This window comes from Pseudomonas sp. P9_31, assembly GCF_034008235.1.
Taxonomy (GTDB): domain Bacteria; phylum Pseudomonadota; class Gammaproteobacteria; order Pseudomonadales; family Pseudomonadaceae; genus Aquipseudomonas.
In genome coordinates this window covers 1,633,138-1,654,522 of sequence record NZ_CP125375.1, presented here as the reverse complement: position 1 = coordinate 1,654,522, position 21,385 = coordinate 1,633,138, and the positions used below count along the sequence as shown (strand labels likewise).

19 protein-coding genes, 4 tRNA genes and 1 riboswitch are annotated in these 21,385 nt (G+C 58.4%); of the genes, 5 read left to right on the top strand and 18 right to left on the bottom strand.

Annotation, left to right across the window (positions count from 1 at the left end):
- Window positions 1-2 precede the first annotated feature (2 nt).
- Window positions 3-1,222, bottom strand: a protein-coding gene (locus QMK51_RS07510; RefSeq protein WP_413817514.1) for an IS3 family transposase whose coding sequence is annotated in 2 segments (ribosomal slippage) — window positions 3-883 and window positions 883-1,222 — 1,221 coding nt in all. Because the reading frame shifts where the segments join, the coding sequence is not laid out codon by codon here.
- Window positions 1,223-1,504: 282 nt separating this feature from the next.
- A tRNA-Arg gene (locus tag QMK51_RS07505) sits at window positions 1,505-1,581 on the bottom strand.
- Window positions 1,582-1,858: 277 nt separating this feature from the next.
- Between QMK51_RS07505 and QMK51_RS07500 the strand changes: the two genes are divergently transcribed.
- Together QMK51_RS07500 and QMK51_RS07495 are read left to right on the top strand one after the other, a co-directional pair.
- Window positions 1,859-2,092 carry a hypothetical protein gene (locus QMK51_RS07500; RefSeq protein WP_258699508.1) on the top strand — a complete coding sequence of 78 codons (234 nt, stop codon included), beginning with the start codon at window positions 1,859-1,861 and terminating at the stop codon, window positions 2,090-2,092.
- A 22-nt stretch (window positions 2,093-2,114) separates the two neighbouring features.
- The gene (locus QMK51_RS07495; protein ID WP_258699507.1) at window positions 2,115-2,294 is read left to right on the top strand and encodes a PA3371 family protein; all 180 of its coding nucleotides are present in this window, start codon (window positions 2,115-2,117) and stop codon (window positions 2,292-2,294) included.
- On the opposite strand, the gene phnN is transcribed toward QMK51_RS07495, so the two are convergent.
- Entirely contained in the window at window positions 2,269-2,841 is a 573-nt protein-coding gene (gene phnN, locus QMK51_RS07490; RefSeq protein WP_320393609.1) for a phosphonate metabolism protein/1,5-bisphosphokinase (PRPP-forming) PhnN, read from the bottom strand. The genes QMK51_RS07495 and phnN overlap by 26 nt on opposite strands.
- Before the next feature lie 386 nt (window positions 2,842-3,227).
- On the opposite strand from phnN, the gene QMK51_RS07485 reads away from it, so the two are divergent.
- Window positions 3,228-3,554, top strand: a complete 327-nt coding sequence (locus tag QMK51_RS07485; protein WP_018926380.1) for an Arc family DNA-binding protein — start codon at window positions 3,228-3,230, stop codon at window positions 3,552-3,554.
- Between the two features lie 172 nt (window positions 3,555-3,726).
- On the opposite strand, the gene mgtE is transcribed toward QMK51_RS07485, so the two are convergent.
- A complete protein-coding gene (gene mgtE / locus QMK51_RS07480) occupies window positions 3,727-5,169 on the bottom strand; it encodes a magnesium transporter (protein WP_258699506.1) in 1,443 nt (480 codons plus the stop codon).
- 321 nt (window positions 5,170-5,490) lie between these two features.
- Between mgtE and QMK51_RS07475 the strand changes: the two genes are divergently transcribed.
- On the top strand, window positions 5,491-6,009 hold the full coding sequence (locus QMK51_RS07475; protein ID WP_320393608.1) for a cell envelope protein SmpA: 519 nt from the start codon (window positions 5,491-5,493) through the stop codon (window positions 6,007-6,009).
- A 19-nt stretch (window positions 6,010-6,028) separates the two neighbouring features.
- Here the strand turns inward: QMK51_RS07475 and QMK51_RS07470 are convergent.
- The 7 genes from QMK51_RS07470 to ltaE all read right to left on the bottom strand — a co-directional run bounded on the left by QMK51_RS07470 (window position 6,029) and on the right by ltaE (window position 12,001).
- Window positions 6,029-6,105: transfer RNA gene (locus QMK51_RS07470), tRNA-Arg, on the bottom strand.
- Window positions 6,106-6,176: 71 nt separating this feature from the next.
- Window positions 6,177-6,253: transfer RNA gene (locus tag QMK51_RS07465), tRNA-Arg, on the bottom strand.
- A 107-nt stretch (window positions 6,254-6,360) separates the two neighbouring features.
- A tRNA-Ser gene (locus QMK51_RS07460) sits at window positions 6,361-6,451 on the bottom strand.
- A 62-nt stretch (window positions 6,452-6,513) separates the two neighbouring features.
- A complete protein-coding gene (gene csrA / locus QMK51_RS07455) occupies window positions 6,514-6,702 on the bottom strand; it encodes a carbon storage regulator CsrA (RefSeq protein WP_002554426.1) in 189 nt (62 codons plus the stop codon).
- A 185-nt stretch (window positions 6,703-6,887) separates the two neighbouring features.
- Window positions 6,888-8,129, bottom strand: a complete 1,242-nt coding sequence (locus QMK51_RS07450) for an aspartate kinase (protein WP_105346344.1) — start codon at window positions 8,127-8,129, stop codon at window positions 6,888-6,890.
- Between the two features lie 90 nt (window positions 8,130-8,219).
- The gene (gene alaS / locus QMK51_RS07445; protein ID WP_320393607.1) at window positions 8,220-10,850 is read right to left on the bottom strand and encodes an alanine--tRNA ligase; all 2,631 of its coding nucleotides are present in this window, start codon (window positions 10,848-10,850) and stop codon (window positions 8,220-8,222) included.
- A 146-nt stretch (window positions 10,851-10,996) separates the two neighbouring features.
- Entirely contained in the window at window positions 10,997-12,001 is a 1,005-nt protein-coding gene (gene ltaE / locus QMK51_RS07440) for a low-specificity L-threonine aldolase (protein ID WP_320393606.1), read from the bottom strand.
- A 299-nt stretch (window positions 12,002-12,300) separates the two neighbouring features.
- A riboswitch (FMN riboswitch) is annotated at window positions 12,301-12,471 on the top strand.
- A 115-nt stretch (window positions 12,472-12,586) separates the two neighbouring features.
- On the opposite strand from ltaE, the gene QMK51_RS07435 reads away from it, so the two are divergent.
- Window positions 12,587-13,096, top strand: coding sequence for a 6,7-dimethyl-8-ribityllumazine synthase (locus QMK51_RS07435; protein WP_320393605.1), 510 nt, complete (start codon window positions 12,587-12,589; stop codon window positions 13,094-13,096).
- Window positions 13,097-13,224: 128 nt separating this feature from the next.
- Here the strand turns inward: QMK51_RS07435 and astE are convergent, their stop codons facing one another.
- The 7 genes from astE to QMK51_RS07400 form a co-directional block, all read right to left on the bottom strand.
- Window positions 13,225-14,235: a succinylglutamate desuccinylase gene (gene astE / locus QMK51_RS07430; RefSeq protein ID WP_320393604.1), complete on the bottom strand. Its 1,011-nt coding sequence runs from the start codon at window positions 14,233-14,235 to the stop codon at window positions 13,225-13,227.
- Between the two features lie 12 nt (window positions 14,236-14,247).
- A complete protein-coding gene (locus QMK51_RS07425) occupies window positions 14,248-14,538 on the bottom strand; it encodes a topoisomerase II (RefSeq protein WP_258699500.1) in 291 nt (96 codons plus the stop codon).
- Between the two features lie 72 nt (window positions 14,539-14,610).
- Window positions 14,611-15,957: an N-succinylarginine dihydrolase gene (gene astB, locus QMK51_RS07420; RefSeq protein ID WP_258699499.1), complete on the bottom strand. Its 1,347-nt coding sequence runs from the start codon at window positions 15,955-15,957 to the stop codon at window positions 14,611-14,613.
- Window positions 15,958-16,096: 139 nt separating this feature from the next.
- Complete coding sequence (gene astD / locus QMK51_RS07415) at window positions 16,097-17,566, bottom strand: succinylglutamate-semialdehyde dehydrogenase (RefSeq protein ID WP_320394488.1); 1,470 nt, start codon at window positions 17,564-17,566, stop codon at window positions 16,097-16,099.
- Complete coding sequence (gene astA, locus QMK51_RS07410) at window positions 17,563-18,588, bottom strand: arginine N-succinyltransferase (RefSeq protein WP_320393603.1); 1,026 nt, start codon at window positions 18,586-18,588, stop codon at window positions 17,563-17,565. The genes astD and astA overlap by 4 nt, the downstream gene beginning before the upstream one ends.
- An 81-nt stretch (window positions 18,589-18,669) precedes the next feature.
- Entirely contained in the window at window positions 18,670-19,689 is a 1,020-nt protein-coding gene (gene aruF / locus QMK51_RS07405) for an arginine/ornithine succinyltransferase subunit alpha (RefSeq protein WP_258699497.1), read from the bottom strand.
- 202 nt (window positions 19,690-19,891) lie between these two features.
- Window positions 19,892-21,112 (bottom strand): aspartate aminotransferase family protein, encoded by a 1,221-nt coding sequence (locus tag QMK51_RS07400; RefSeq protein WP_320393602.1) that lies wholly within the window; start codon window positions 21,110-21,112, stop codon window positions 19,892-19,894.
- Between the last annotated feature and the right edge of the window lie 273 nt (window positions 21,113-21,385).

The window sequence follows — 21,385 nt, the reverse complement described above, 5'->3', positions numbered from 1 at the left end:
CGTTAAATTGATGCTGCCGCCAAGCGCCTGAACTCCCTCGGTGAACGATAGTTCAAGGCGCTGTGCGGATGCTGCTCGTTGTAATGCTCGAAGGCAATGGCCAGGTTACGCAACGCCGTTTCTCGATCCGGCTTGGGCATGTGCGCCACGTAATCACGCTTGATCGTCTTCACGAAGCTCTCGGCCATGCCGTTGCTCTGCGGGCTGCGTACTGGGGGGGGCACCGGTTGCAAGCCGATCTGTCGAGCAAACAGGCGTGTCTGTTCGGCCGTGTACGCCGAGCCGTTGTCGCTGAGCCATTGCACCGGCGTGGTCGGCAGTTGGTCACCAAAACGCTTCTCCACGCTTTCCAGCATCAAGTCGCGGATGTCATCGCCGCTGTACCCGGTCGGGCTCGCGACCCAGCCGATGGCTTCGCGATCACAGCAATCCAGGGCGAAGGTCACGCTCAGTTTGGCGCCGTCCTCGCAGCGGAACTCAAAGCCGTCCGAGCACCAACGTGTATCACTGGTTTGCACCGCAATACGGCCTTCGTGCCGACGCGGCACGCCGGGCTGTTTGATGCGCCGCTCCAGCAGTAAGTTGTGATCACGCATGACCCGGTAAACCCGCTTCACGTTGATCGCCGGCAGCAACTGGGTTTCACGGGCGCGACGCAATAATCCCCAGACCCGACGGTAGCCATAGCTGGGCAGCTCGCTAACCTGCTGCTGGATTTCGACCACCAGCGCAGCATCGTCCACAGTCCTGCTTCGCCGTACTTTGGGCGATACCGATTGCTTGATTCGAACCGTTAATTGCGAGCGCGCCACACCGAGACATTCGCTGACCAGCTTCACTGGTCGTCCCCCGGCAACAAGGGTGAGTGCGCAATCCACTTTCGCGACCGGGCGATCTCCACGGCCTCTTTGAGGATTTCTGCTTCCATCGTTTTCTTGCCCAGCATCCGTTGCAGCTCACGGATTTGCTTGAGCGCATCGCTCAGCTCGGAAGCAGGCACCACGGCTTCGCCAGCACTGACCGCCGACAGGCTGCCGTCCTGGTAAAGCTTGCGCCACAGGAACAACTGGTTGGCATTGATGCCGTTACGCCGAGCCACCACCGAAACGCTTTGCCCTGGCTCAAGACTCTCGCGAACCATGGCCAGTTTTTGCTCTGGGCTCCAGCGGCGCCGCCGCTCCTGGCCCAAAAGCTCCCCACTCTTATCGTTGCTGTTAGTCATAAACATAACCGTTTGCCTATCCCTTATCGTAAGGGGGAAACGGTGTCCTGTCTTTCATGGGGCTCGTTCATTGCGCAGTACTGCGCAACTTTTTGCGCACTTAGCTTTCTACCTGCATCGCTATATAGACAGGTTCTGAAAATGGGTAAAAGCTAGACCGCCCCATTGAAAGCTGACAGTTAAAGGCTTGAACACCTGGAAAAGTGGGGACCAAAGTGGGGACTAGCAAAGAGGTAGGATCGAGAAAGCCAGCGAAAAATTACGCTAACTCCCTGATTATATTGGTGTCCCAGGGCAGGTTCGAACTGCCAACCTTCCCCTTAGGAGGGGGATGCTCTATCCAATTGAGCTACTGAGACACACGTCGCCGGCAAAGGAATGCGCAGCGATGGACGGCGTGCATGTTAACGGGCAGGCCCGCGTTTGTCATGTCATCCGTAGGGCTTTTTAAGTGTAGGCAGACGCCTCACGGTAGCGTGGCTTTGTTTACCGTGCAAATTGCATCGCCGTAAAAATGCAACGACGGTATTTTGTGAAAATATCTTAATTCTTTGTTTTTAAAGGATTTAATAGCCGCTAAACTTTTGGCATGCGGGCTGCTTCGACTGTTCTCAATGAACGAGGAAGATCAGCCCCATGAACAGCGCTCTTTTAGTCGCGAATGCAGTCGCCCTGGTGGTTCTGTTGGGTTTTCAATTCTTCCCCGAAAACGATGCGGCGACGGTTGCCCAACGCATACCCCATTACCTGCAGCTGCAAAAAGCGCCTCAATTGGCGGTCATGAGCGATCAGCCCGATGTTGTCAGCCAAGAGGTGAGCCAGGAGCGTATTCAGCTGCGCACACAGTCTTTCGAACGCTTGGTATTTTGAATCACCCCATCAGGAGCACAGCATGTCCAAATCAGCCGCAGGATTTTTCGTCCTCGCTTTACTGAGTGGCATTCTTCATCTGTCATTGTTCCAGGACACGGTCGTCACCCTGCCCCTGATTGCCTGCGGCATGTTTGGTACGCTGTTCGTGCTGGCGCTGATCGCCGGGCGCAAGATCAAGTTCGATCCGGTTTTGCGCTGAGGCTCAGCAGCTTCAGAAGATTGGCGACGGTGACAGCAAGGTCGCCGGAGTTATCCAGTCGATGTATCCGCGTATCACCGATTGAATCGCCAGCCGTGAACAGCGCATTGCGGCGCAGTCTTGCTTCAATTTCTGCCGGGCTCTCACGCCCCCGCCGTAGCAGGCGCTCTCGCAGGACTTCATCCTTGACCGTCAACAGCACCGGAAATAGCGTGGGATAGCGCTGCTGCGCATCTGCAAGGTGTCCGCGCGAACCGTTGATCAACACATCTCGCCCGTCCTTGAGCCATTGGTCTATGCGCACAGGAATACCGTAATCCAGCCCATTGGCTTGCCACGACAGCGCAAAATCCCCTTGGCTTCTGAGTCGTTCGAACTCTTTGCGGGATACCTCGATGGCGTCTTCACCCACGGACTCAGCCGAGCGCGTAATAACCCGGCGCACCACCTCGCAATTGCAGGCCCGCAAGGGCTCACGAGCGGTTTCGATAAGGCTGTCCTTGCCGGATCCGGAAGGCCCCATCAAGTAAATCAGCCTGCCATCCATCCTGAAATCATTCCATACCATCCGTCTGCCCTAGTAAATCGGCCATTTGCCACTATCCTGTATAAGGCAAGGAACAAGGATCGAATCCGCATAGCATGCACCTTCAGGGGTCTTCGGGCATCATCTGTCGGGCAAGAGGACGCGGTCAGCGATACGGACTCATGGATTGTTTTCAAACCAGTCTGCATTTCTGATAATAGGTGCTGGCATTAAGCCTTTACCCGGATCAATATTTGTCACAGAATTGACGCCAATGATCTGGCTAATTTGAGGCATGATGCGCGCCTCTATCAATTCAGGTTGAACATTTGGTCGGAGCGCTTGTCCTATCTGACATCCTGCGGCCAATCCCGAGAACCGCTCCCCTGAACTAACCGGTTAAATTTATGCGCCCATTGAAACAGGCAATTTATTCCAGCCGTACGGCTGACAAGTTCGTCGTACGTCTGCCAGACGGAATGCGTGAACGCATTGCCGAGGTGGCTCGCAATCATCATCGCAGCATGAATTCCGAAATCATCGCGCGCCTTGAACAGAGTCTTATTCAGGAAGGCGCGTTGGGCGAAGAATTGAGCATGCGCCTGGACAGCCCCGAGCTGTCATTGCACGAACGTGAACTGCTGCAACGCTTCCGCCAACTCTCCCATCGCCAGCAAAACGCTTTGGTTTCGCTGATCGCCCATGACGCCGAAATGGCCGCAGACGTTTCCTGATTCATCCCGAAAGCTCAAGCCAGCATAATTGCTGGCTTTTTTTTGCCTGAAATTCGGGCAAAAAAAACCCGCCGATTGGGCTAATGCCTGTCAGTTAAGCCCGCTTGTGTCTTGCGCAGGACTTAGACTGACTGGCATTTGCCAATTGAGCGGGTTCCTTTAAAGCAGGACGTCAGAGCAGGAAAATTGTCGCCAACCCGAGGAAGATGAAAAAGCCACCACTGTCAGTCATGGCAGTGATCATCACGCTGGCGCCCATTGCCGGGTCGCGCCCAAGCCGCGCCAGGGTCATCGGAATCAAAACCCCCATTAATGCCGCAAGCAACAGGTTAAGCGTCATGGCGGCAGTCATTACCACGCCCAGGGACCAACTGCCATAAAGCAGATAGGACACCACACCAATCACCCCACCCCAGACCAGGCCATTGATCAAGCCGACCGCCAACTCCTTGCGCATCAGCCGCGACGTATTGCCGGTGCTGACCTGATCCAGCGCCATGGCGCGAACGATCATGGTGATCGTCTGGTTACCCGAGTTGCCGCCGATACCCGCCACGATCGGCATCAATGCCGCGAGTGCTACCAGTTTTTCAATGGAGCCTTCGAACAGACCGATCACCCGGGATGCAACGAACGCGGTAATCAGGTTCACCGCCAGCCAGGCCCAACGGTTGCGCAGGGATTTCCAGACTGACGCGAAAATATCTTCCTCTTCGCGCAGACCCGCCATGTTGAGAACTTCGTTTTCGCTCTCTTCACGAATCAGGTCGACCATTTCATCGATGGTCAGACGACCGATCAGCTTGCCGTTCTTATCGACCACCGGCGCCGAGATCAAGTCGTAACGCTCGAACGCCTGAGCGGCCTCGTAGGCGTCTTCGTCCGGATGAAAACTCACCGGGTCGCTGGCCATGACTTCCGACACCTGTTTTTCCGGGTCGTTGACCAGCAGACGCTTGATCGGCAACACGCCCTTGAGCACGCCGTCGTAATCGACCACGAACAGTTTGTCGGTGTGACCCGGTAGCTCCTTGAGGCGACGCAGGTAACGCAAAACCACTTCGAGACTGACATCCTCACGGATGGTCACCATCTCGAAGTCCATCAGCGCACCGACCTGCTCCTCGTCATAGGACAACGCGGAGCGGACGCGCTCACGCTGTTGGCCATCGAGGGTTTCCATCAGCTCGTGGACGACGTCTCGCGGCAGCTCGGAGGCCAGGTCAGCCAGTTCGTCGGCATCCATGTCCTTGGCCGCAGCCAGGAGCTCGTGATCGTCCATGTCGGCGATCAGGGTTTCACGAACCGAATCGGATACTTCAAGCAGAATGTCGCCGTCGCGATCGGCCTTGACCAATTGCCAGACGGTCAGACGATCGTCCAGCGGCAAGGCTTCAAGGATGTAGGCAACGTCGGCGGAGTGCAGATCATCGAGCTTGCGTTGCAACTCGACGAGGTTTTGCCGGTGAACCAGGTTCTCGACCCGGTCGTGATGCGGACCTTCCTGGCGATGAGTCAGGTCTTCGACCACCCGCTGGCGTTGCAGCAGCTCAACGACTTGAGCGAGACGGTCCTGCAAGCTTTCCTGCGTTTTCTTTACTTCAGCTTCAGACATAGGCGAACTCCACTCCCAGCAGCGGGGCACGCCGGAAGGATCAATCAGTCAATTCATGATTGTAAAAACGGGGTACTGAGTAACTACTGGGTAAGTCCATGGAGGTATTCCACAAGCCCCGGCGGGGCTGACGGGCGCAATGATAACACCGCCTGATGGTTTTAAACGTTAAAAAATCGCGGCTGAAACAAGCGCTTGCGAGACAAACCTGAGCGCGGTGCTGATCCATGGAACTGCGACGACTTATCCTGAAAAGAAAACACACCATCATCGAAAAATGTAACGGCTACCCTTGATAAGGACCGTCAAGGAGGACGCCGAATGCCATGGAATGCACATTATTTTTTGCTTGCCGCCCTGCTCTGCCTGCCGCCCCGGGCGCTTGCTACGACCGTTCACCGGTGTGAAGCCCCTGATGGGCGCATCACCTTCACGACCTTGAGCTGTACGGCCGGAGAAAACCTTTCACTTCAGGACGTTCACACCTTCATACCCGGGAGCACGACAGCCCTGATGCCAGAAGCCGAGTTTCGCGAAACATCAGGTATGAAAATCCAAAGAAGAGCGCCGACTGTCGTTGGTCAGCCCGAGGGCAAATGTGGAAATCTGCTCAGCGCGAAGGAGCGCCGCATAGCGATCATCAATCAGCGGGTCGTCGCCGGCATGAGCCAGCAGGACGTCGAAAGCGCTCTCGGCAAGCCAGACAAGATCAGCACCCGCAATTCCACCATGAGCTACCGCTACGACAACAAGCGAGGACGCAGTGCTCACGTCGAGTTCGATGAGAAGGGTTGTACCAAAGGAAAAGCCAAATCGCAGACGGCAAAAAGCCCGCGTTAAACGCGGGCTTTTTGGTGTTTGGTGCACTCGACAGGATTCGAACCTGTGACCGCTCGGTTCGTAGCCGAGTACTCTATCCAGCTGAGCTACGAGTGCATTTGTGTTTTTATACCAGATCACAACTGGTTGGAGCCAAGTTATTCACATTACTGCAAACAACTCTTAAGTGGTGCACTCGACAGGATTCGAACCTGTGACCGCTCGGTTCGTAGCCGAGTACTCTATCCAGCTGAGCTACGAGTGCATTTGTTGCCGCGCATTATAGGCCGTTAAATCTTTTTGTAAAGCACTTTTTCTAGTATTTTCAACAACTTACCGAAAAAGCCAGATTACAACGTACTAAGCAAATAATGGCGGAGAACGGGGGATTCGAACCCCCGACACCCTTTTGAGGTGTACTCCCTTAGCAGGGGAGCGCCTTCGGCCACTCGGCCAGCTCTCCGCAACACGGGGCGTATCTTAACCAACCTTTTCCCCGTTTGCAAACATAAAAAACGATAAAAATTAATGGCTTGGTTCTTCGTCCTTCTCTTTCTTTATACGCAGGTAAATTTCTTCACGGTGCACAGCAACCTCTTTCGGGGCATTGACACCAATACGCACTTGATTTCCTTTAACGCCGAGCACGGTCACGGTGATTTCGCCATCACCAATAATCAGGCTTTCTGCGCACCGACGAGTCAGAATCAGCATACCTTTCTCCTCACGCATTTCATTTCAGGGACAACAGTCTGCAAAAAAAAGGCATTCGACCTACAACCGGAACGATCGTAGCCCTACATGCCTGAGTATTGACTAGCGCGAGCAAAAGAACAGCTTTGGTACGCACCATTCAAAAAACGAAGGGCGCGGTCAGACCGCGCCCTTCGGGGAACGCATCACTCGCCCTGTCGGGCCGGCGCGTCCAGTTCGAAAGCTGTGTGCAGCGCGCGCACAGCCAGTTCCAGGTACTTCTCTTCGATCACCACGGACACCTTGATTTCCGAGGTCGAGATCATCTGGATGTTGATGCTTTCTTTCGCCAGGGATTCGAACATACGGCTAGCCACGCCCGCGTGGGAGCGCATGCCGACGCCGACGATCGAGACCTTGGCAATCTTGGTGTCGCCCACGACTTCACGGGCACCGATCTCGCGAGCGGTGTTTTCCAGTACGGTTTGCGCCGCCTGGTAGTCGTTACGGTGCACGGTGAAGGTGAAGTCGGTGGTGTTATCGTGCGCGACGTTCTGCACGATCATGTCGACTTCGATGTTCGCGGCACTGATCGGGCCGAGAATCTTGAACGCCACGCCCGGGGTGTCTGGCACGCCACGGATGGTCAGCTTGGCTTCATCGCGGTTGAAAGCGATGCCGGAAATGATCGGCTGTTCCATGGTTTCCTCTTCATCAATAGTAATGAGGGTGCCCGGACCCTCCTTGAAGCTGTGCAGTACGCGCAGCGGAACGTTGTACTTGCCGGCGAACTCGACCGCACGGATCTGCAATACCTTGGAACCGAGGCTGGCCATTTCCAGCATCTCTTCAAAGGTGATCTTGTCCAGACGCTGAGCCACGGACACCACACGCGGGTCGGTGGTGTAGACGCCGTCGACGTCAGTGTAGATCTGGCACTCGTCAGCCTTCAGTGCCGCCGCCAGCGCCACGCCAGTGGTGTCGGAACCGCCACGACCGAGCGTGGTGATATTGCCGTGCTCGTCGACGCCCTGGAATCCGGCGACAACCACCACACGACCGGCCTTCAGGTCACCGCGAATCTTCTGGTCATCAATCTGCAAGATACGCGCTTTATTGTGCGCGCTATCCGTCAGAATCCGTACCTGATTACCGGTGTACGACACCGCTGGCACGCCGCGCTTGATCAGCGCCATGGCCAACAGTGCAATCGTCACCTGCTCACCGGTGGAAACGATCACATCCAGTTCGCGAGGAACCGGCTGACCGTCGCCACTGATTTGCTTGGCCAGATCGATCAGACGGTTGGTTTCGCCGCTCATTGCAGACAGCACAACCACCAGGTCATCGCCCGCATCGCGGAATTTCTTAACCTTGTCGGCGACCTGCTCGATTCTCTCGACAGTGCCGACTGAGGTGCCTCCAAATTTCTGTACGATCAAAGCCATTTCAAAGCCGCCTCTGCCCATGAAGGGCGCCCAATAATCACTCAAACAGCGTTCTGGCCCGCCACTAGACCGCGGGCCATACACACTGCCTTATAAACCCTGCTCTACAAATGGAACAGTCAGGGCCAATGCAGCATCCAGTGCGCCAGCGTCAGTACCACCGCCCTGCGCCATATCTGGACGACCGCCGCCCTTCCCGCCCACTGCCGCAGCAGCCTGCTTCATCAAATCACCGGCTTTGAGTTGGCCAGTCAGGTCTTTGGTCACGCCTGCAACCAGTACGACCTTTTCCTCATGGACACTGCCGAGCAGGATCACTGCGCGGCCGAGTTTGTTTTTCAGTTGATCGACCAGCGCCAGCAGCGCCTTGCCGTCCTGACCGTCCAGACGCACGGCCAGCACTTTCACGTTCTTGATAAGAACAAAATGGTTGGCCAGATCGCCCGCCTTTGACGAGGCATCCTTAGCCTTGTAAACCTCAAGCTCTTTTTTGAGATCTCGGGTTTCAGCCATCAGCCCCTCTACGATTTTACGTAGAGTGGTCTGGTCACGGCCTTTGGCTCCAACGATATCAGCCAGCATGTCTCTGGATGCTTCCAGGTCATTTACGTAACGCAGAGCTTCTTGCCCCGTAACTGCCTCGATACGACGCACACCGGAGGCCACACCGCCTTCGCTGATGATTTTCAGCAAGCCGATGTCGCCGGTGCGATTGGCATGGATACCACCGCACAGCTCGACAGAGAAGTCACCCATGCTCAGTACGCGCACGCTATCGCCGTACTTCTCGCCGAACAGCGCCATGGCGCCTTTTTGCTTGGCGGTATCGATATCGGTTTCTTCGGTTTCAACTTCGGAGTTCTTGCGAATCTCGGCGTTGACGATTTCTTCCAGCGCTTTCAGTTGTTCAGGCTTGATCGCTTCAAAGTGGCTGAAGTCAAAGCGTAGACGCTGACTGTCGACCAACGAACCTTTCTGCTGAACATGCTCGCCCAGCACCTGGCGCAATGCGGCGTGCAGCAAGTGAGTCGCCGAGTGGTTCAGCGAAGTCGCGTGACGCACTTCGGCATCCACATGAGTCTCGACCGGAGTGCCCACGATCAGGCTGCCCGAATCCAGCACACCGTGGTGCAGGAACGCACCGCCGGTCTTGGTGGTGTCGCGCACGTCGAAACGCGCAGCGCCAGCCTGCAGGAAGCCGCAATCACCAATCTGACCACCGGATTCCGCATAGAACGGCGTCTGATCGAGAACGACCACACCCTCTTCGCCTTCGCTCAATACGTCAACCGATTGCCCGTCTTTATAGAGAGCAACGATTTTGGCAGAACCACTGTGAGCGGTGTAACCGGTGAACTCGGTGGCCACATCAACCTTGACCAGGCTGTTGTAGTCCATGCCAAAGGAGCTGGCGGAGCGGGCACGGACGCGCTGGGCTTCCATTTCGCGCTCAAAGCCTGCTTCGTCGATGGTCAGGCTGCGCTCACGCGCGATGTCGCCGGTCAGGTCCATCGGGAAGCCGTAAGTGTCGTAAAGCTTGAACACCACGTCGCCCGGTACCACGTCGCCTTTGAGTTCGGCCAGATCCTGCTCGAGGATCTTCAGGCCCTGTTCCAGGGTTTTGGCGAACTGCTCTTCTTCGGCTTTCAGCACGCGTTCGATGTGCGCCTGCTGGGATTTCAGCTCAGGGAACGCTTCGCCCATCTCGGCGACCAACGCCGCAACGATCTGGTAGAAGAAGCTGCCCTTGGCACCCAGTTTGTTGCCGTGACGACAAGCGCGGCGAATGATCCGGCGCAGCACATAACCGCGGCCTTCGTTGGACGGCAGCACGCCGTCGGCAATCAGGAAGCCGCAGGAGCGGATGTGGTCGGCCACGACTTTCAGGGATGCCTGAGCGTCGTTGGTGCAACCGATGGCCTTGGCCGATGCACTCAGCAGGCTCTGGAACAGGTCGATTTCATAGTTCGAGTGAACGTGCTGCAACACGGCACTGATCCGCTCCAGGCCCATGCCGGTGTCCACCGACGGCGCAGGCAACGGGTGCAACACGCCATCGGCGGTGCGGTTGAACTGCATGAACACGTTGTTCCAGATCTCGATGTAACGGTCGCCGTCTTCTTCCGGCGAGCCCGGCGGGCCACCCCAGATGTCGGCGCCGTGATCGTAGAAAATCTCGGTGCAAGGACCGCACGGGCCGGTATCGCCCATGGTCCAGAAGTTGTCGGAAGCGTACGGCGCCCCCTTGTTGTCGCCGATGCGAACCATGCGCTCGGCCGGAACGCCGATCTCCTTGGTCCAGATGTCGTACGCCTCGTCATCGCTGGCGTAGACGGTGACCCAGAGCTTTTCTTTCGGCAGGTTCAGCCACTTCTCGCAGGTCAGGAAGTTCCAGGCGTAGGTGATGGCGTCACGCTTGAAATAATCACCGAAGCTGAAGTTACCCAGCATTTCGAAGAAGGTGTGGTGACGGGCGGTATAGCCGACGTTTTCCAGGTCGTTGTGCTTGCCGCCGGCGCGCACGCATTTCTGACTGCTGACGGCGCGGGTGTACGCGCGCTTTTCCTGGCCCAGGAAGCAGTCCTTGAACTGGTTCATCCCCGCGTTAGTGAACAGCAGGGTTGGGTCGTTGCCCGGAATCAAAGAGCTGGAGGCTACACGGGTGTGGCCTTGCTCTTCGAAGAAGCGAAGGAAGGCTTCACGGATTTCTGCGCTTTTCATTAGGTTCTTCCACGGAGGCTGCGGCCAAAGGCCTGTGCGAAACGTCAACAGACGAAGCGACGGCAAAGGGCCGCATTATATCGGCCCTGCGCGCGGGGTACAGCGTGTTTATACGATAGAAACAGTCAATTGGACCGCTAACGCGATCAGTTGCGGGAAAAGTCGACGAATGTAGCGACGACCTGCTCGATTTGCGCACGGCTGACGTCCATGTGCGTGACCATTCGCAGACGACCGGCAGCTCTGAGTTTGATCCCGCGTGTCGCGGCGAAGGCCTTGATCGCTTCGGCCTTGTCGCCCATTGTCACGTAAACCATGTTGGTCTGCACCGGCTCGACTTCATAGCCCGCCGCCCGTAGTCCCTCGGCCAGATACTGCGCATTGGCATGGTCATCCGCCAGGCGCTGAACATTATTATCCAGCGCATACAGCCCCGCCGCCGCGAGAATCCCGGCCTGACGCATGCCGCCGCCGACCATCTTGCGCAGACGTCGCGCCTTGGCGATCAACTCGACCGAGCCGCATAGCACCGAACCTACCGGCGCACCCAGGCCCTTGGACAGACAAACCGACACCGAATCGAAATGCTGAGTGATCTCCCGGGCATCGACACCCAGCTTGACCGCCGCGTTGTAGAGCCGCGCGCCATCCAGATGCAGCGCCAGGCCATGCTCACGAGTGAAGCGGCGAGCCTGGGCCAGATACTCCAACGGCAGCACCTTGCCCTGCATAGTGTTTTCCAGTGCCAGCAAGCGGGTGCGGGCGAAGTGGAAATCATCCGGTTTGATCGCGGCGGCGACCTGCGCCAGGTCCAGCGAACCGTCGGCTTGTACTTCCAGTGGCTGCGGCTGGATCGAACCGAGCACTGCCGCGCCGCCACCTTCGTACTTATAGGTATGGGCCTGCTGGCCGACAATGTACTCGTCGCCTCGCTCGCAATGAGCCATCAAGCCCAGAAGGTTGCTCATGGTGCCCGTCGGGACAAACAACGCCGCGGCAAAACCCAATCGTCTTGCCAGTTCGGCTTCCAGATGGTTGACCGTCGGATCTTCGCCATAAACGTCGTCACCGGTGACCGCATTGGCCATCGCGTCGAGCATCCCTGCGGTCGGTTGGGTGACGGTGTCGCTGCGAAGATCGATAACGCTCATGAATCTGGCCTCGGTTAGCAGGGAAAATCCCTTTCAGGATGGAATTACTGCGGTCATGCCGACAAATAATCAAGCCTTGAGCGAGGAAAAGACGCTTTACGTCTTCGAAAAAGCGCAATCCATGTGGGAGTGGGCTTGCCCGCGATAGCGTTGTGTCAGTCACCTTGGTTATCGACTGACAGTTCGCTATCGCGGGCAAGCCCGCTCCCACAGGTTCTGCATTTTGATTGACGGGTATTGGCATGCACGCCCCGTAAATATGTGTTAAAAACGCTTCGCCGCCAAACAAACGGGCGGCAAAACGTTCTCAGGGCGGGGTGTAATTCCCCACCGGCGGTAATTGCGCGCAATGCGCATAGCCCGCGAGCGCTTGGCGTCAGGCACGGCAATGGCTGTGATGGCGGCAAGGTCAGCAGACCCGGTGTGATCCCGGGGCCGACGGTCATAGTCCGGATGAAGAGAGAACGGGATTGACGCCGCCTGGGCTCTATACCAAAGCGCCGTCCGCAGGCACCTGTGCCTGCGTACCCTTAAATCCCATTCGATTCATAACGCCCTGTTTTTCACACAAACAGGAGTCAGAACATGCAAGCCACCGCAATCGATAGCAAAAGCAAAAACCATCAGGGCGAGCGCGTCGCGTTCATCCAGGCCTGCTGGCACAAGGAAATCGTCGACCAGAGCCGTAAAGGCTTCGTCACCGAAATGATTGCCCAGGGTTATCAGGAGTCGGAGATCGATTTCTTCGAAGTCGGCGGCGCCTTTGAAATTCCGCTGCACGCCAAACTGCTGGCCAAGTCCGGTCGTTATGCCGGCATCGTCGCGGCGGGCCTGGTGGTCGACGGCGGCATCTACCGTCATGAGTTCGTCGCCCAGTCGGTGATCAGTGGCCTGATGCAGGTTCAGCTGGAAACCGAAGTGCCGGTGTTCTCGGTGGTTTTGACCCCGCACCACTTCCATGCCGGCGAAGAGCATCAGAAGTTCTTCTTCGAGCATTTCGTGCATAAAGGTCAGGAAGCGGCGAGGACGTGTTCCGATACGCTGCACAAGATGCGTGCTTTGCGTCGCAGTGAGCCCCGCGCAGTAGCCGTCTAAACACTGAACCTGTGGGAGCGAGCCTGCTCGCGATGGCGGACCGTCAGTCGACGACTGTATTGACTGATACACCGCTATCGCGAGCAGGCTCGCTCCCACATGGGTTTTATGTTCAGCCCGAGATTGGGTCAGGCCAGGTTTTCGTCGGTGGTCGGCACGATCAGGATGCCGGCGCGCAGGCCGTTCTTGACCTTGGGGTTCGGGAAGATGATCCGGGCGCCCTTCTCTTCGATGACCCAGCGGGTGTTGGCGATGTCCTCGGCCAGCACATACCCCACCTTCAACTCCGAAAAGTTTTCGATATCCGCCGGCAGGTTCAGGCGAAAGCTATCGCTGTGCTTGATGACTTCCCGCGCGACGCTGAACAGCTGCAAACCTTCCAGCCCTTCATCGGTCATTGGCGGCTCGGTGCCTTCGATGATCTGCTTCAGGCGGGCTTCAAGCAGGCTGACGTTGACCCCATCGTTCTGTCCGAACGGTCTTGCCTTGCCCAGTTCGAGGGTGAAGGACTCGGCACCGAGCTTGTCATAGGTATACGAGCTGAACACGATGGACGGCTTGTTTTGCAGCAGCACCGCTTCCATGCCCGCGGCGCGCAGGCGAGCCAGTTCCTGACGGGAATGCTGTCGATCTTCTTTCCAGGGGTACAACGCGAATTGCTCAATCTTCGAGCCGCGAATCGCCGTGTGCAGGTCGTAGTGCAGTCGACTGCGGTCCGGCAGGCTGAAGAAAGTCGCCGCCAGCCGCTCTAGCTCACAAGCGCGCAATGCCTCGGAACCGCTGCTTTGTTCGTGACGGCCGTTGAACAGCCGATTGACGTCCTGCTCGATGAAACGCTCACCGCGGCGGATGGCCTCGGGGTTGCCGAACAGGAACAGAATACGTGCGCGCGGCTTCAAGTCACCGCGGGCGATGTCATGCAACAGGCGATCGAGCAGCTCGATCGGCGCTGTTTCGTTGCCATGGATGCCGGCCGAAAGCAGCAGGTCCAGGCCGTTGTCGCGAGCTTCAGGTGGCCGGACTTCCAGCGCACCTTCGCTCAACCAGCGCATCCGCACGCCTTCGACAGTCAGTTGAGTCTTCTCCGCCGGTTCGCGGCCGGCGAGGGTCAGTTCAAGCAGTTTGCCGAGGGCGAGCATAGAGCGGTTTCCTTAGTGGTCGTGATTGCAATCCGGGCCGTGCACGTGGTCCTCATCATCACTGAGGTCGGCCGGTTCCATCTCCAGTTGCAGACTTACCAGATTAGTCGCCAACGGGCGCAACAGCAGGTTGGCGTATTCAGCATCACCTTCTTCGACGTCCACGCCGATCAGCAACTGGCCGCGGCCGTCCTGCTGAATCCACAGCTCTTTGCCTTGCCACATGACCGCGACGCGGGTGCAGGACGTTTCCAGTTGCGTGCCGTCGGTGTCTTCAAGGATCAGCTGCAGGGTATCGCTCATGTATTTACGCTCTCGTCTGGAGATTAAGCGGCGCGCTTGCCGTTCATATAAAAAGCTAAAGCGCGCCGGCTATCAATTGATCTGGAATGGATAAACCGCGCCCAGTTTAAGGATTTGCGTCAGTTCATCCAGTGCCGTCCGGCACTCAAGCAGCAATTGCGGGTCCGCCAGATCGTTTTCGGTCATGCGGTCGCGGTAGTGCTTGTCGACCCATTCGGTCAACGTGCCGTACAACGGTGCCGTCATGATAACCCCTTGGTTGACGGCCGCCAGTTCGGTTTCGTTGAGTGCGACGCGCAGCCGCAGGCAAGCCGGGCCGCCGCCGTTCTGCATGCTCTGCTTGAGATCGAAAACTTTCACTTCACGGATCAGACCGCCAGAGCTGGTCAGGCCTTGCAGGTACTGCCAGACACGTTCGTTGCCACGGCATTCTTCCGGCACGATCAACAACATGGAGCCGTCAGGACGCGACAGCAGCTGGCTATTGAACAGGTAGGAACGAACGGCGTCTTCCACGGTGACCGCGGAACGCGGTACGCAGATCGACTGAAATTTCCCACCGACTTTTGCGAGTTTGCCTTGTAGCTCAGCGAGCATCTGGTCGGTGTCGAGGAAGGCGTCCTCGTGATAGAACAGCACCTCGCCGTTGCCCACTGCGATCACGTCGTTGTGAAACACGCCCTGATCGATCACCGAAGGATTCTGCTGGGCGTAGACCACGCCGTCATCACTCAGGCCGTGCAGACGCGCGACAGCCTGGGACGCTTCGAGGGTCTGGCGCGCCGGGTACTTCTGCGGTGCCGGATAACGGGTGTCGAACGCGCTGCGACCGAACACGAAAAACTCGACGCCGGCCTCACCGTAGTCACGGCAGAAACGGGTGTGGTTGGCAGCGCCTTCGTCGCCGAACTGCGCCACGGCCGGCAACGCGGCGTGGTGAGCGAAGTGTTTCTGGTCAGCGAACATCGCGCCCAGCACGCGACTGGTGGTCGGGTGTTCGATGCTGCGGTGGTATTTGCAGTTGAGGTTGGCGGCGGTGAAATGCACACGGCCATCCGCGGTGTCGGCGCTCGGGCTGACAGTGGCGGCGTTGGCCACCCACATGCTCGACGCCGAGCAACTGGCGACCAGCAGTGGCATCGCATCTTTGGCGGCTTGCTCGATGACTTGCGCATCGGTGCCGCTGAAACCCAGGCGGCGCAGCGCCCCGACATCCGGACGTTCCTGTGGTGCCAGCACGCCTTGCTGAAAGCCCATTTCCATCAGCGCTTTCATCTTCGCCAGGCCTTGCAACGCGGCTTCCTTCGGATTGGAAGATTGCTGGCTGTTGCTCTGGGACGCGACGTTGCCGTAGGACAGGCCGCCGTAGTTATGGGTCGGCCCCACTAGACCGTCAAAATTGACTTCATAGGATTTCATCAGCGAGGCTCCACGAGAATCTGTTTTTTTAGGCTTCTGGTAACTGTTCTTTTAGACCGAGTCGCGGCCATCGCGAGCAGGCTCGCTCCCACAGGTTTTGCGCAATCTTTGTGGGAGCGAGCCTGCTCGCGATTGGGCCTTACGACATCCGCACGCCTGGGGTCAGCGCCGTCGGCAAGGTCAGGTTCGGGGTTTCCAGCGAGGCCACCGGGTACGCGCAGTAATCTGCGGCGTAGTAGGCGCTGGCGCGGTGGTTGCCCGAGGCGCCGACGCCGCCGAATGGCGCGCTGCTCGCCGCACCAGTCAACTGCTTGTTCCAGTTGACGATACCGGCCCGGCTTTCCAGCCAGAACTGCTGATAACGCGCTTCGGAATCCGACAGCAGACCGGCCGCCAGGCCATAGGCGGTGTCGTTGGCTTCAGCGATCGCCGCTTCAAAATCAGCGTAGCGGATCACTTGCAGCAGCGGACCGAACAGCTCTTCGTCGGGACGATCGGCAACCGCTGTCACGTCCAGAATGCCAGGGGTCAGCAAGGCAGCCTGAGCCTGAGGCTGAGTCATTTCCAACAGCGCCACTGCGCCGTTGGCCAGCAGATGTTCTTGCGCTTCCATCAGGGCTTTCGCGGCGCCGAGGGAAATCACCGAGCCCATGAACGGCGCCGGTTGCTGGTCGAACGCACCGACTGAAAGGGTCGAGCTGACCGCCACCAGACGCGCCAGCAGCGTATCGCCCCAGGCGCCTTGCGGTACCAGCAAGCGACGAGCGCAGGTGCAACGCTGGCCGGCAGAAATGAATGCCGACTGAATGATGGTGTAAACGGCAGCATCGATATCCGCAACCTGATCCACCACCAGCGGGTTGTTACCACCCATTTCCAGCGCGAGAATCTTGTCTGGACGGCCGGAAAACTGCTTGTGCAGGTGATTGCCGGTACGGCTGGAACCGGTGAAGAACAGACCGTCAATGCCCGGGTTCGCCGCCAGGGCGATACCGGTTTCGCGAGCGCCTTGCAGCAGGTTCAGCACGCCAGCCGGCAGACCGGCTTCGATCCAGCACTTGACCGTCAGCTCGGCGACTTTCGGGGTCAGTTCGCTTGGCTTGAACAGCACACTGTTGCCAGCCAGCAGCGCCGGCACAATGTGACCGTTCGGCAAGTGACCGGGGAAGTTGTAAGGACCGAACACCGCCACCACGCCGTGCGGTTTGTGACGCAATACAGCGGTGGCGTCGCCCAGCGGGCCGCTCTTCTCGCCAGTCCGTTCGCGGTAGCTCTGCACCGAGATCGCGATCTTGTTGATCATGCTGGTGACTTCGGTCGCCGCTTCCCACAGGGGTTTGCCGGTTTCTTCACCGATGGTACGAGCCAGTTCGTCAGCGTGATTCTTCAGTGCGGCGGCAAAGGCTTCCAGCACGCTGATGCGCTCTTCCAGGGTACGACGGGCCCAGCCCGGGAACGCCTGACGCGCGGCTTGCACAGCCGACTCGACCTGAGCGGTAGTGGCGCCCTCGCCGGCCCACAGCACTTGCTGGGTTACCGGGTTTACCGATTGAAAGTTTTCACCCTGGCCGGCCAGCCATTCACCGGCGATGTATAGCGAATTCATTATTTCGACTCCCGAGCTACAGACAACGGAACGGCGCGCACTTGATCGCCAGCGTTGAGTTGAAGACGTTTGGCGGTCAGCGGATCAACCACCAAAGTACCGGCAGCGAAGCGTGCTGGCGCGGCAGTGATCCGGCAGTCTTCTCGCTTGCGGTTATGAATCAGGAACGGCGTGGCGTCATCACCCGGAGTGCCGATGGCCAGCACCAGCGCCTGGCTGTCGCGCACCGCGCGGATCTTGGTGGTTTCGCACTCCACCGCGGGACCTGCGTCGAAAATGTCGACGTAGCCTTGGTAACTGAAGCCTTCGCTCTTGAGCATCGCCAGGGCCGGCTCGGTGTCCGGATGAACCTGGCCGATCACGTTGCGCGCATCTTCCGACAGGAAGCAGGTGTACAACGGGAATTTCGGCATCAGTTCGGCGATGAATGCCTTGTTGCCTACGCCAGTGAGGTAATCGGCCTGGCTGAATTCCATCTTGAAGAAGTGCCGGCCCAGGCTTTCCCAGAACGGCGAACGCCCTGCTGCGTCGGACATGCCGCGCATCTCGGCGATGATCTTGTTGCCGAACAGTTGCGGGAATTCGGCGATGAACAGCAGACGCGCCTTGGCCAGCATGCGGCCATTGAGGCCACTGCGGTAATCGGCGTGCAGGAACAACGAGCACAATTCAGAGTTGCCGGTCAGGTCATTGGCCAGGAACAGCGTCGGAATTTCGCGGTAGATGTTCAGCTCTTGCGAGGCGCTGACTGTCAGGCCCACCCGGAAGTTGTACCAGGGCTCACGCAGACCGACGGCGCCAGCAATGGCGGAAATGCCCACCACTCGGCCATTGTCATCTTCGAGCACGAACAGGTAGTCCGCATCGCCCCGCCCGGCGTCGCCGCGGAAGGTTTTCTCGGCCCAGCCGACCCGATGGGCCAGACGTTCTTCGTTGGCCGGCAAGGTAGTCAGGCCGGTGCCGGTGCTGCGGGCCAGGTCGATCAGAGCGGGTAAGTCGCTGCTGCGTACGGGACGAACGATCATGCTATCTCCTCAAACGGGCCGCAGACGCCACCCGTGAAACTTCGCTGCTTTCCAGGATGCTCTCCAGGATTAAAGCAGGCGTTAAACCGCCACCAGGCGCACGCTGGCACCTTCACCGACGCCCAGGGCTTCGGCTGCTTCCAGATCCAGGGTCACGGGTTTGCCCGGCGCGTAATCGAGCTCGAGCAAAACGGCGCGGTAATCCTGCAACTGGGCGTTGGCCACCAGGTACTGACGACCGGCGCCTTTGACCGGCTCACCGATCTTCACCGGGACCACACGGCTCTGGGCGATCGAACGGATCCCCGAGACACGGGCATGCAGGGTCGGGCCACCGTCGAAAATGTCGATGTAGTGATCGGTCTCGAAGCCTTCGCGCATCAGGATGTCGAACGTGATTTGCGCCCGTGGGTGCACCTGGCCCATCGCCTCTTGAGCGGAGTCCGGCAGCAGCGGCACGTAGATCGGGTAATGCGGCATCAGCTCGGCCAGGAAGGTCCGGCTCTTCAGACCGCACAGACGCTCGGCAGCGGCATAGTTGAGGTCGAAGAAGTTGCGACCGATGGCGTCCCAGAACGGCGAGTCGCCATTTTCGTCGCTGTAGCCGACGATCTCGGTCACCACGGAATCGGCAAAGCGCTCCGGGTGGCTGGCCACGAACAGCAGACGGCCACGGGAATTGAGTTCAGCCCAAGGCGATCCCACCAACTCGCGCTGCACGTAGAAGCTGGTCAGCAAGCTGTTGCCGGTCAGGTCGTGGCACTGGGAGAGCACGTGAATCTTGTTGTGAATCTTCAGCTCGCGGGAAGCGTGCACGAAGGTTTCATTACGGAAGCTGTAGAACGGCTCGGAATAACCGGCCGAGGCAACGATGGCCGAACAACCGACCAGCTTGCCGGTGGCGGTATCTTCGAGCACGAAGAAATAGCTCTCTTCACCGTTGAAGCTCACTTCGGCGGCGAACGAGGCTTCGCTTGCTGCGATCTTGTCGCTCAGGCGTTCAACGTCATCCGGCAAGGAAGTGACACCAATCGGGCTGTCCGCAGCCAGACGCTGTACCTCGCCCAGATCAGCCATTTGCGCGGGGCGCATCACCAGCATGGTGTCACTCCTTTCTCGAAAAAATTCATCAGAAAAATGCCCGGCTCATGTGGGAGCGGGCTTGCCCGCGATAGCGTCCTGTCAGATAACAATGAAGTCGGCTGTCAGGCCCTCATCGCGGGCAAGCCCGCTCCCACACGTATTGTGCCCAGCACAAAAAAATTGATTCGACGCCTGAACAGTCCAGGCGTCGAAGGGACTATCAGGCTTGCGTCAGCTTGGCCGCGGCGCGTTCGAAACGGTCCAGACCGGCATCGATATCGACGTCTTCAACCACCAGGCTTGGGGCGAAACGAATCACGTCCGGGCCTGCTTGCAGAATCATCAGGCCTTCACGCTCGGCGGCGTTGAAGATGTCCTTGGCCTTGCCCTTCCAGGCATCGCTCAGCACGCAACCGAGCAACAGGCCCAGGCCACGGACCTGAGTGAAGAGGCCGTATTTCTCGCCGATCTGCTCAAGACGGGTCTTGAACTTGTCGTGCTTGGCTTTGACGCCGTTCAGCACTTCAGGCGTGTTGATCACGTCGATTACTGCCTCAGCGACAGCACACGCCAGCGGGTTGCCACCGTACGTGGTGCCGTGGGTGCCAACGACCAGGTGTTTGGCCAGGTCTTCGGTGGTCAGCATCGCTGCGATCGGGAAACCGCCGCCCAGGCTCTTGGCGCTGGTCAGGATGTCCGGGGTCACGCCGTAATGCATGTAGGCGAACAGCTCGCCGCTACGGCCCATACCGGTCTGGACTTCGTCGAAGACCAGCAATGCATTGTGCGCGTCGCACAGCTCACGAGCACCTTGCAGGTAGGACAGCTCGGCCGGCAGTACGCCGCCTTCACCCTGGATCGGCTCCAGCACCACCGCGCAGGTCTTGTCGGAAACAGCGGCTTTCAGCGCGGCCAGATCGTTGTAAGGCACGTGGGTGATGCCGGTGATTTTCGGACCGAAGCCGTCGGAGTACTTCGACTGGCCACCGACGTTCACGGTGAACAGGGTACGGCCGTGGAAGCTGTTGAGCGCAGCGACGATTTCGTACTTCTCGGTACCGAAACGGTCATGGGCCACGCGACGGGCCAGCTTGAAGGCGGCCTCGTTGGCTTCGGCGCCGGAGTTGCAGAAGAACACACGCTCGGCAAACGTGGCGTCGACCAGCTTATGGGCCAGGCGCAAGGCCGGCTCATTGGTGAACACGTTGGATACGTGCCACAGCTTGTTCGCCTGCTCGGTCAATGCAGCAACCAACGCCGGGTGCGCATGGCCCAATACGTTAACGGCAATCCCGCCGGCGAAGTCGATCAGCTCGCGGCCAGACTGGTCCCAGACACGGGAACCGGCGCCACGCACAGGAATGAAGGCGGCTGGCGCGTAGTTGGGAACCATTACCTGGTCAAAATCGGCGCGTTCTACCGCAGCGTGCTCAACGGACATCGGAGTCTCCTGATGAGGAACACTCGCCTGAAACTGGCGAGCGATGAGGGGATTGTAAGGACAGTTTTCAGCCCGGCCTTGCCGCCAAGCGACAACTTCTTATAGCGCAAACACAGGTTTTGCCCGGGTTTACGGCAATGCGACAAATAGGGTCGCAAAGGCGCAGTTTAAACTGCCGCCGCCGATTTGCGGCAGGCCCAAGAGGATATCAATTCAAGTCGGCGTCACTGGTATAAATATGTACCGCACCTGCATCCCATCGTTCTGATTTGC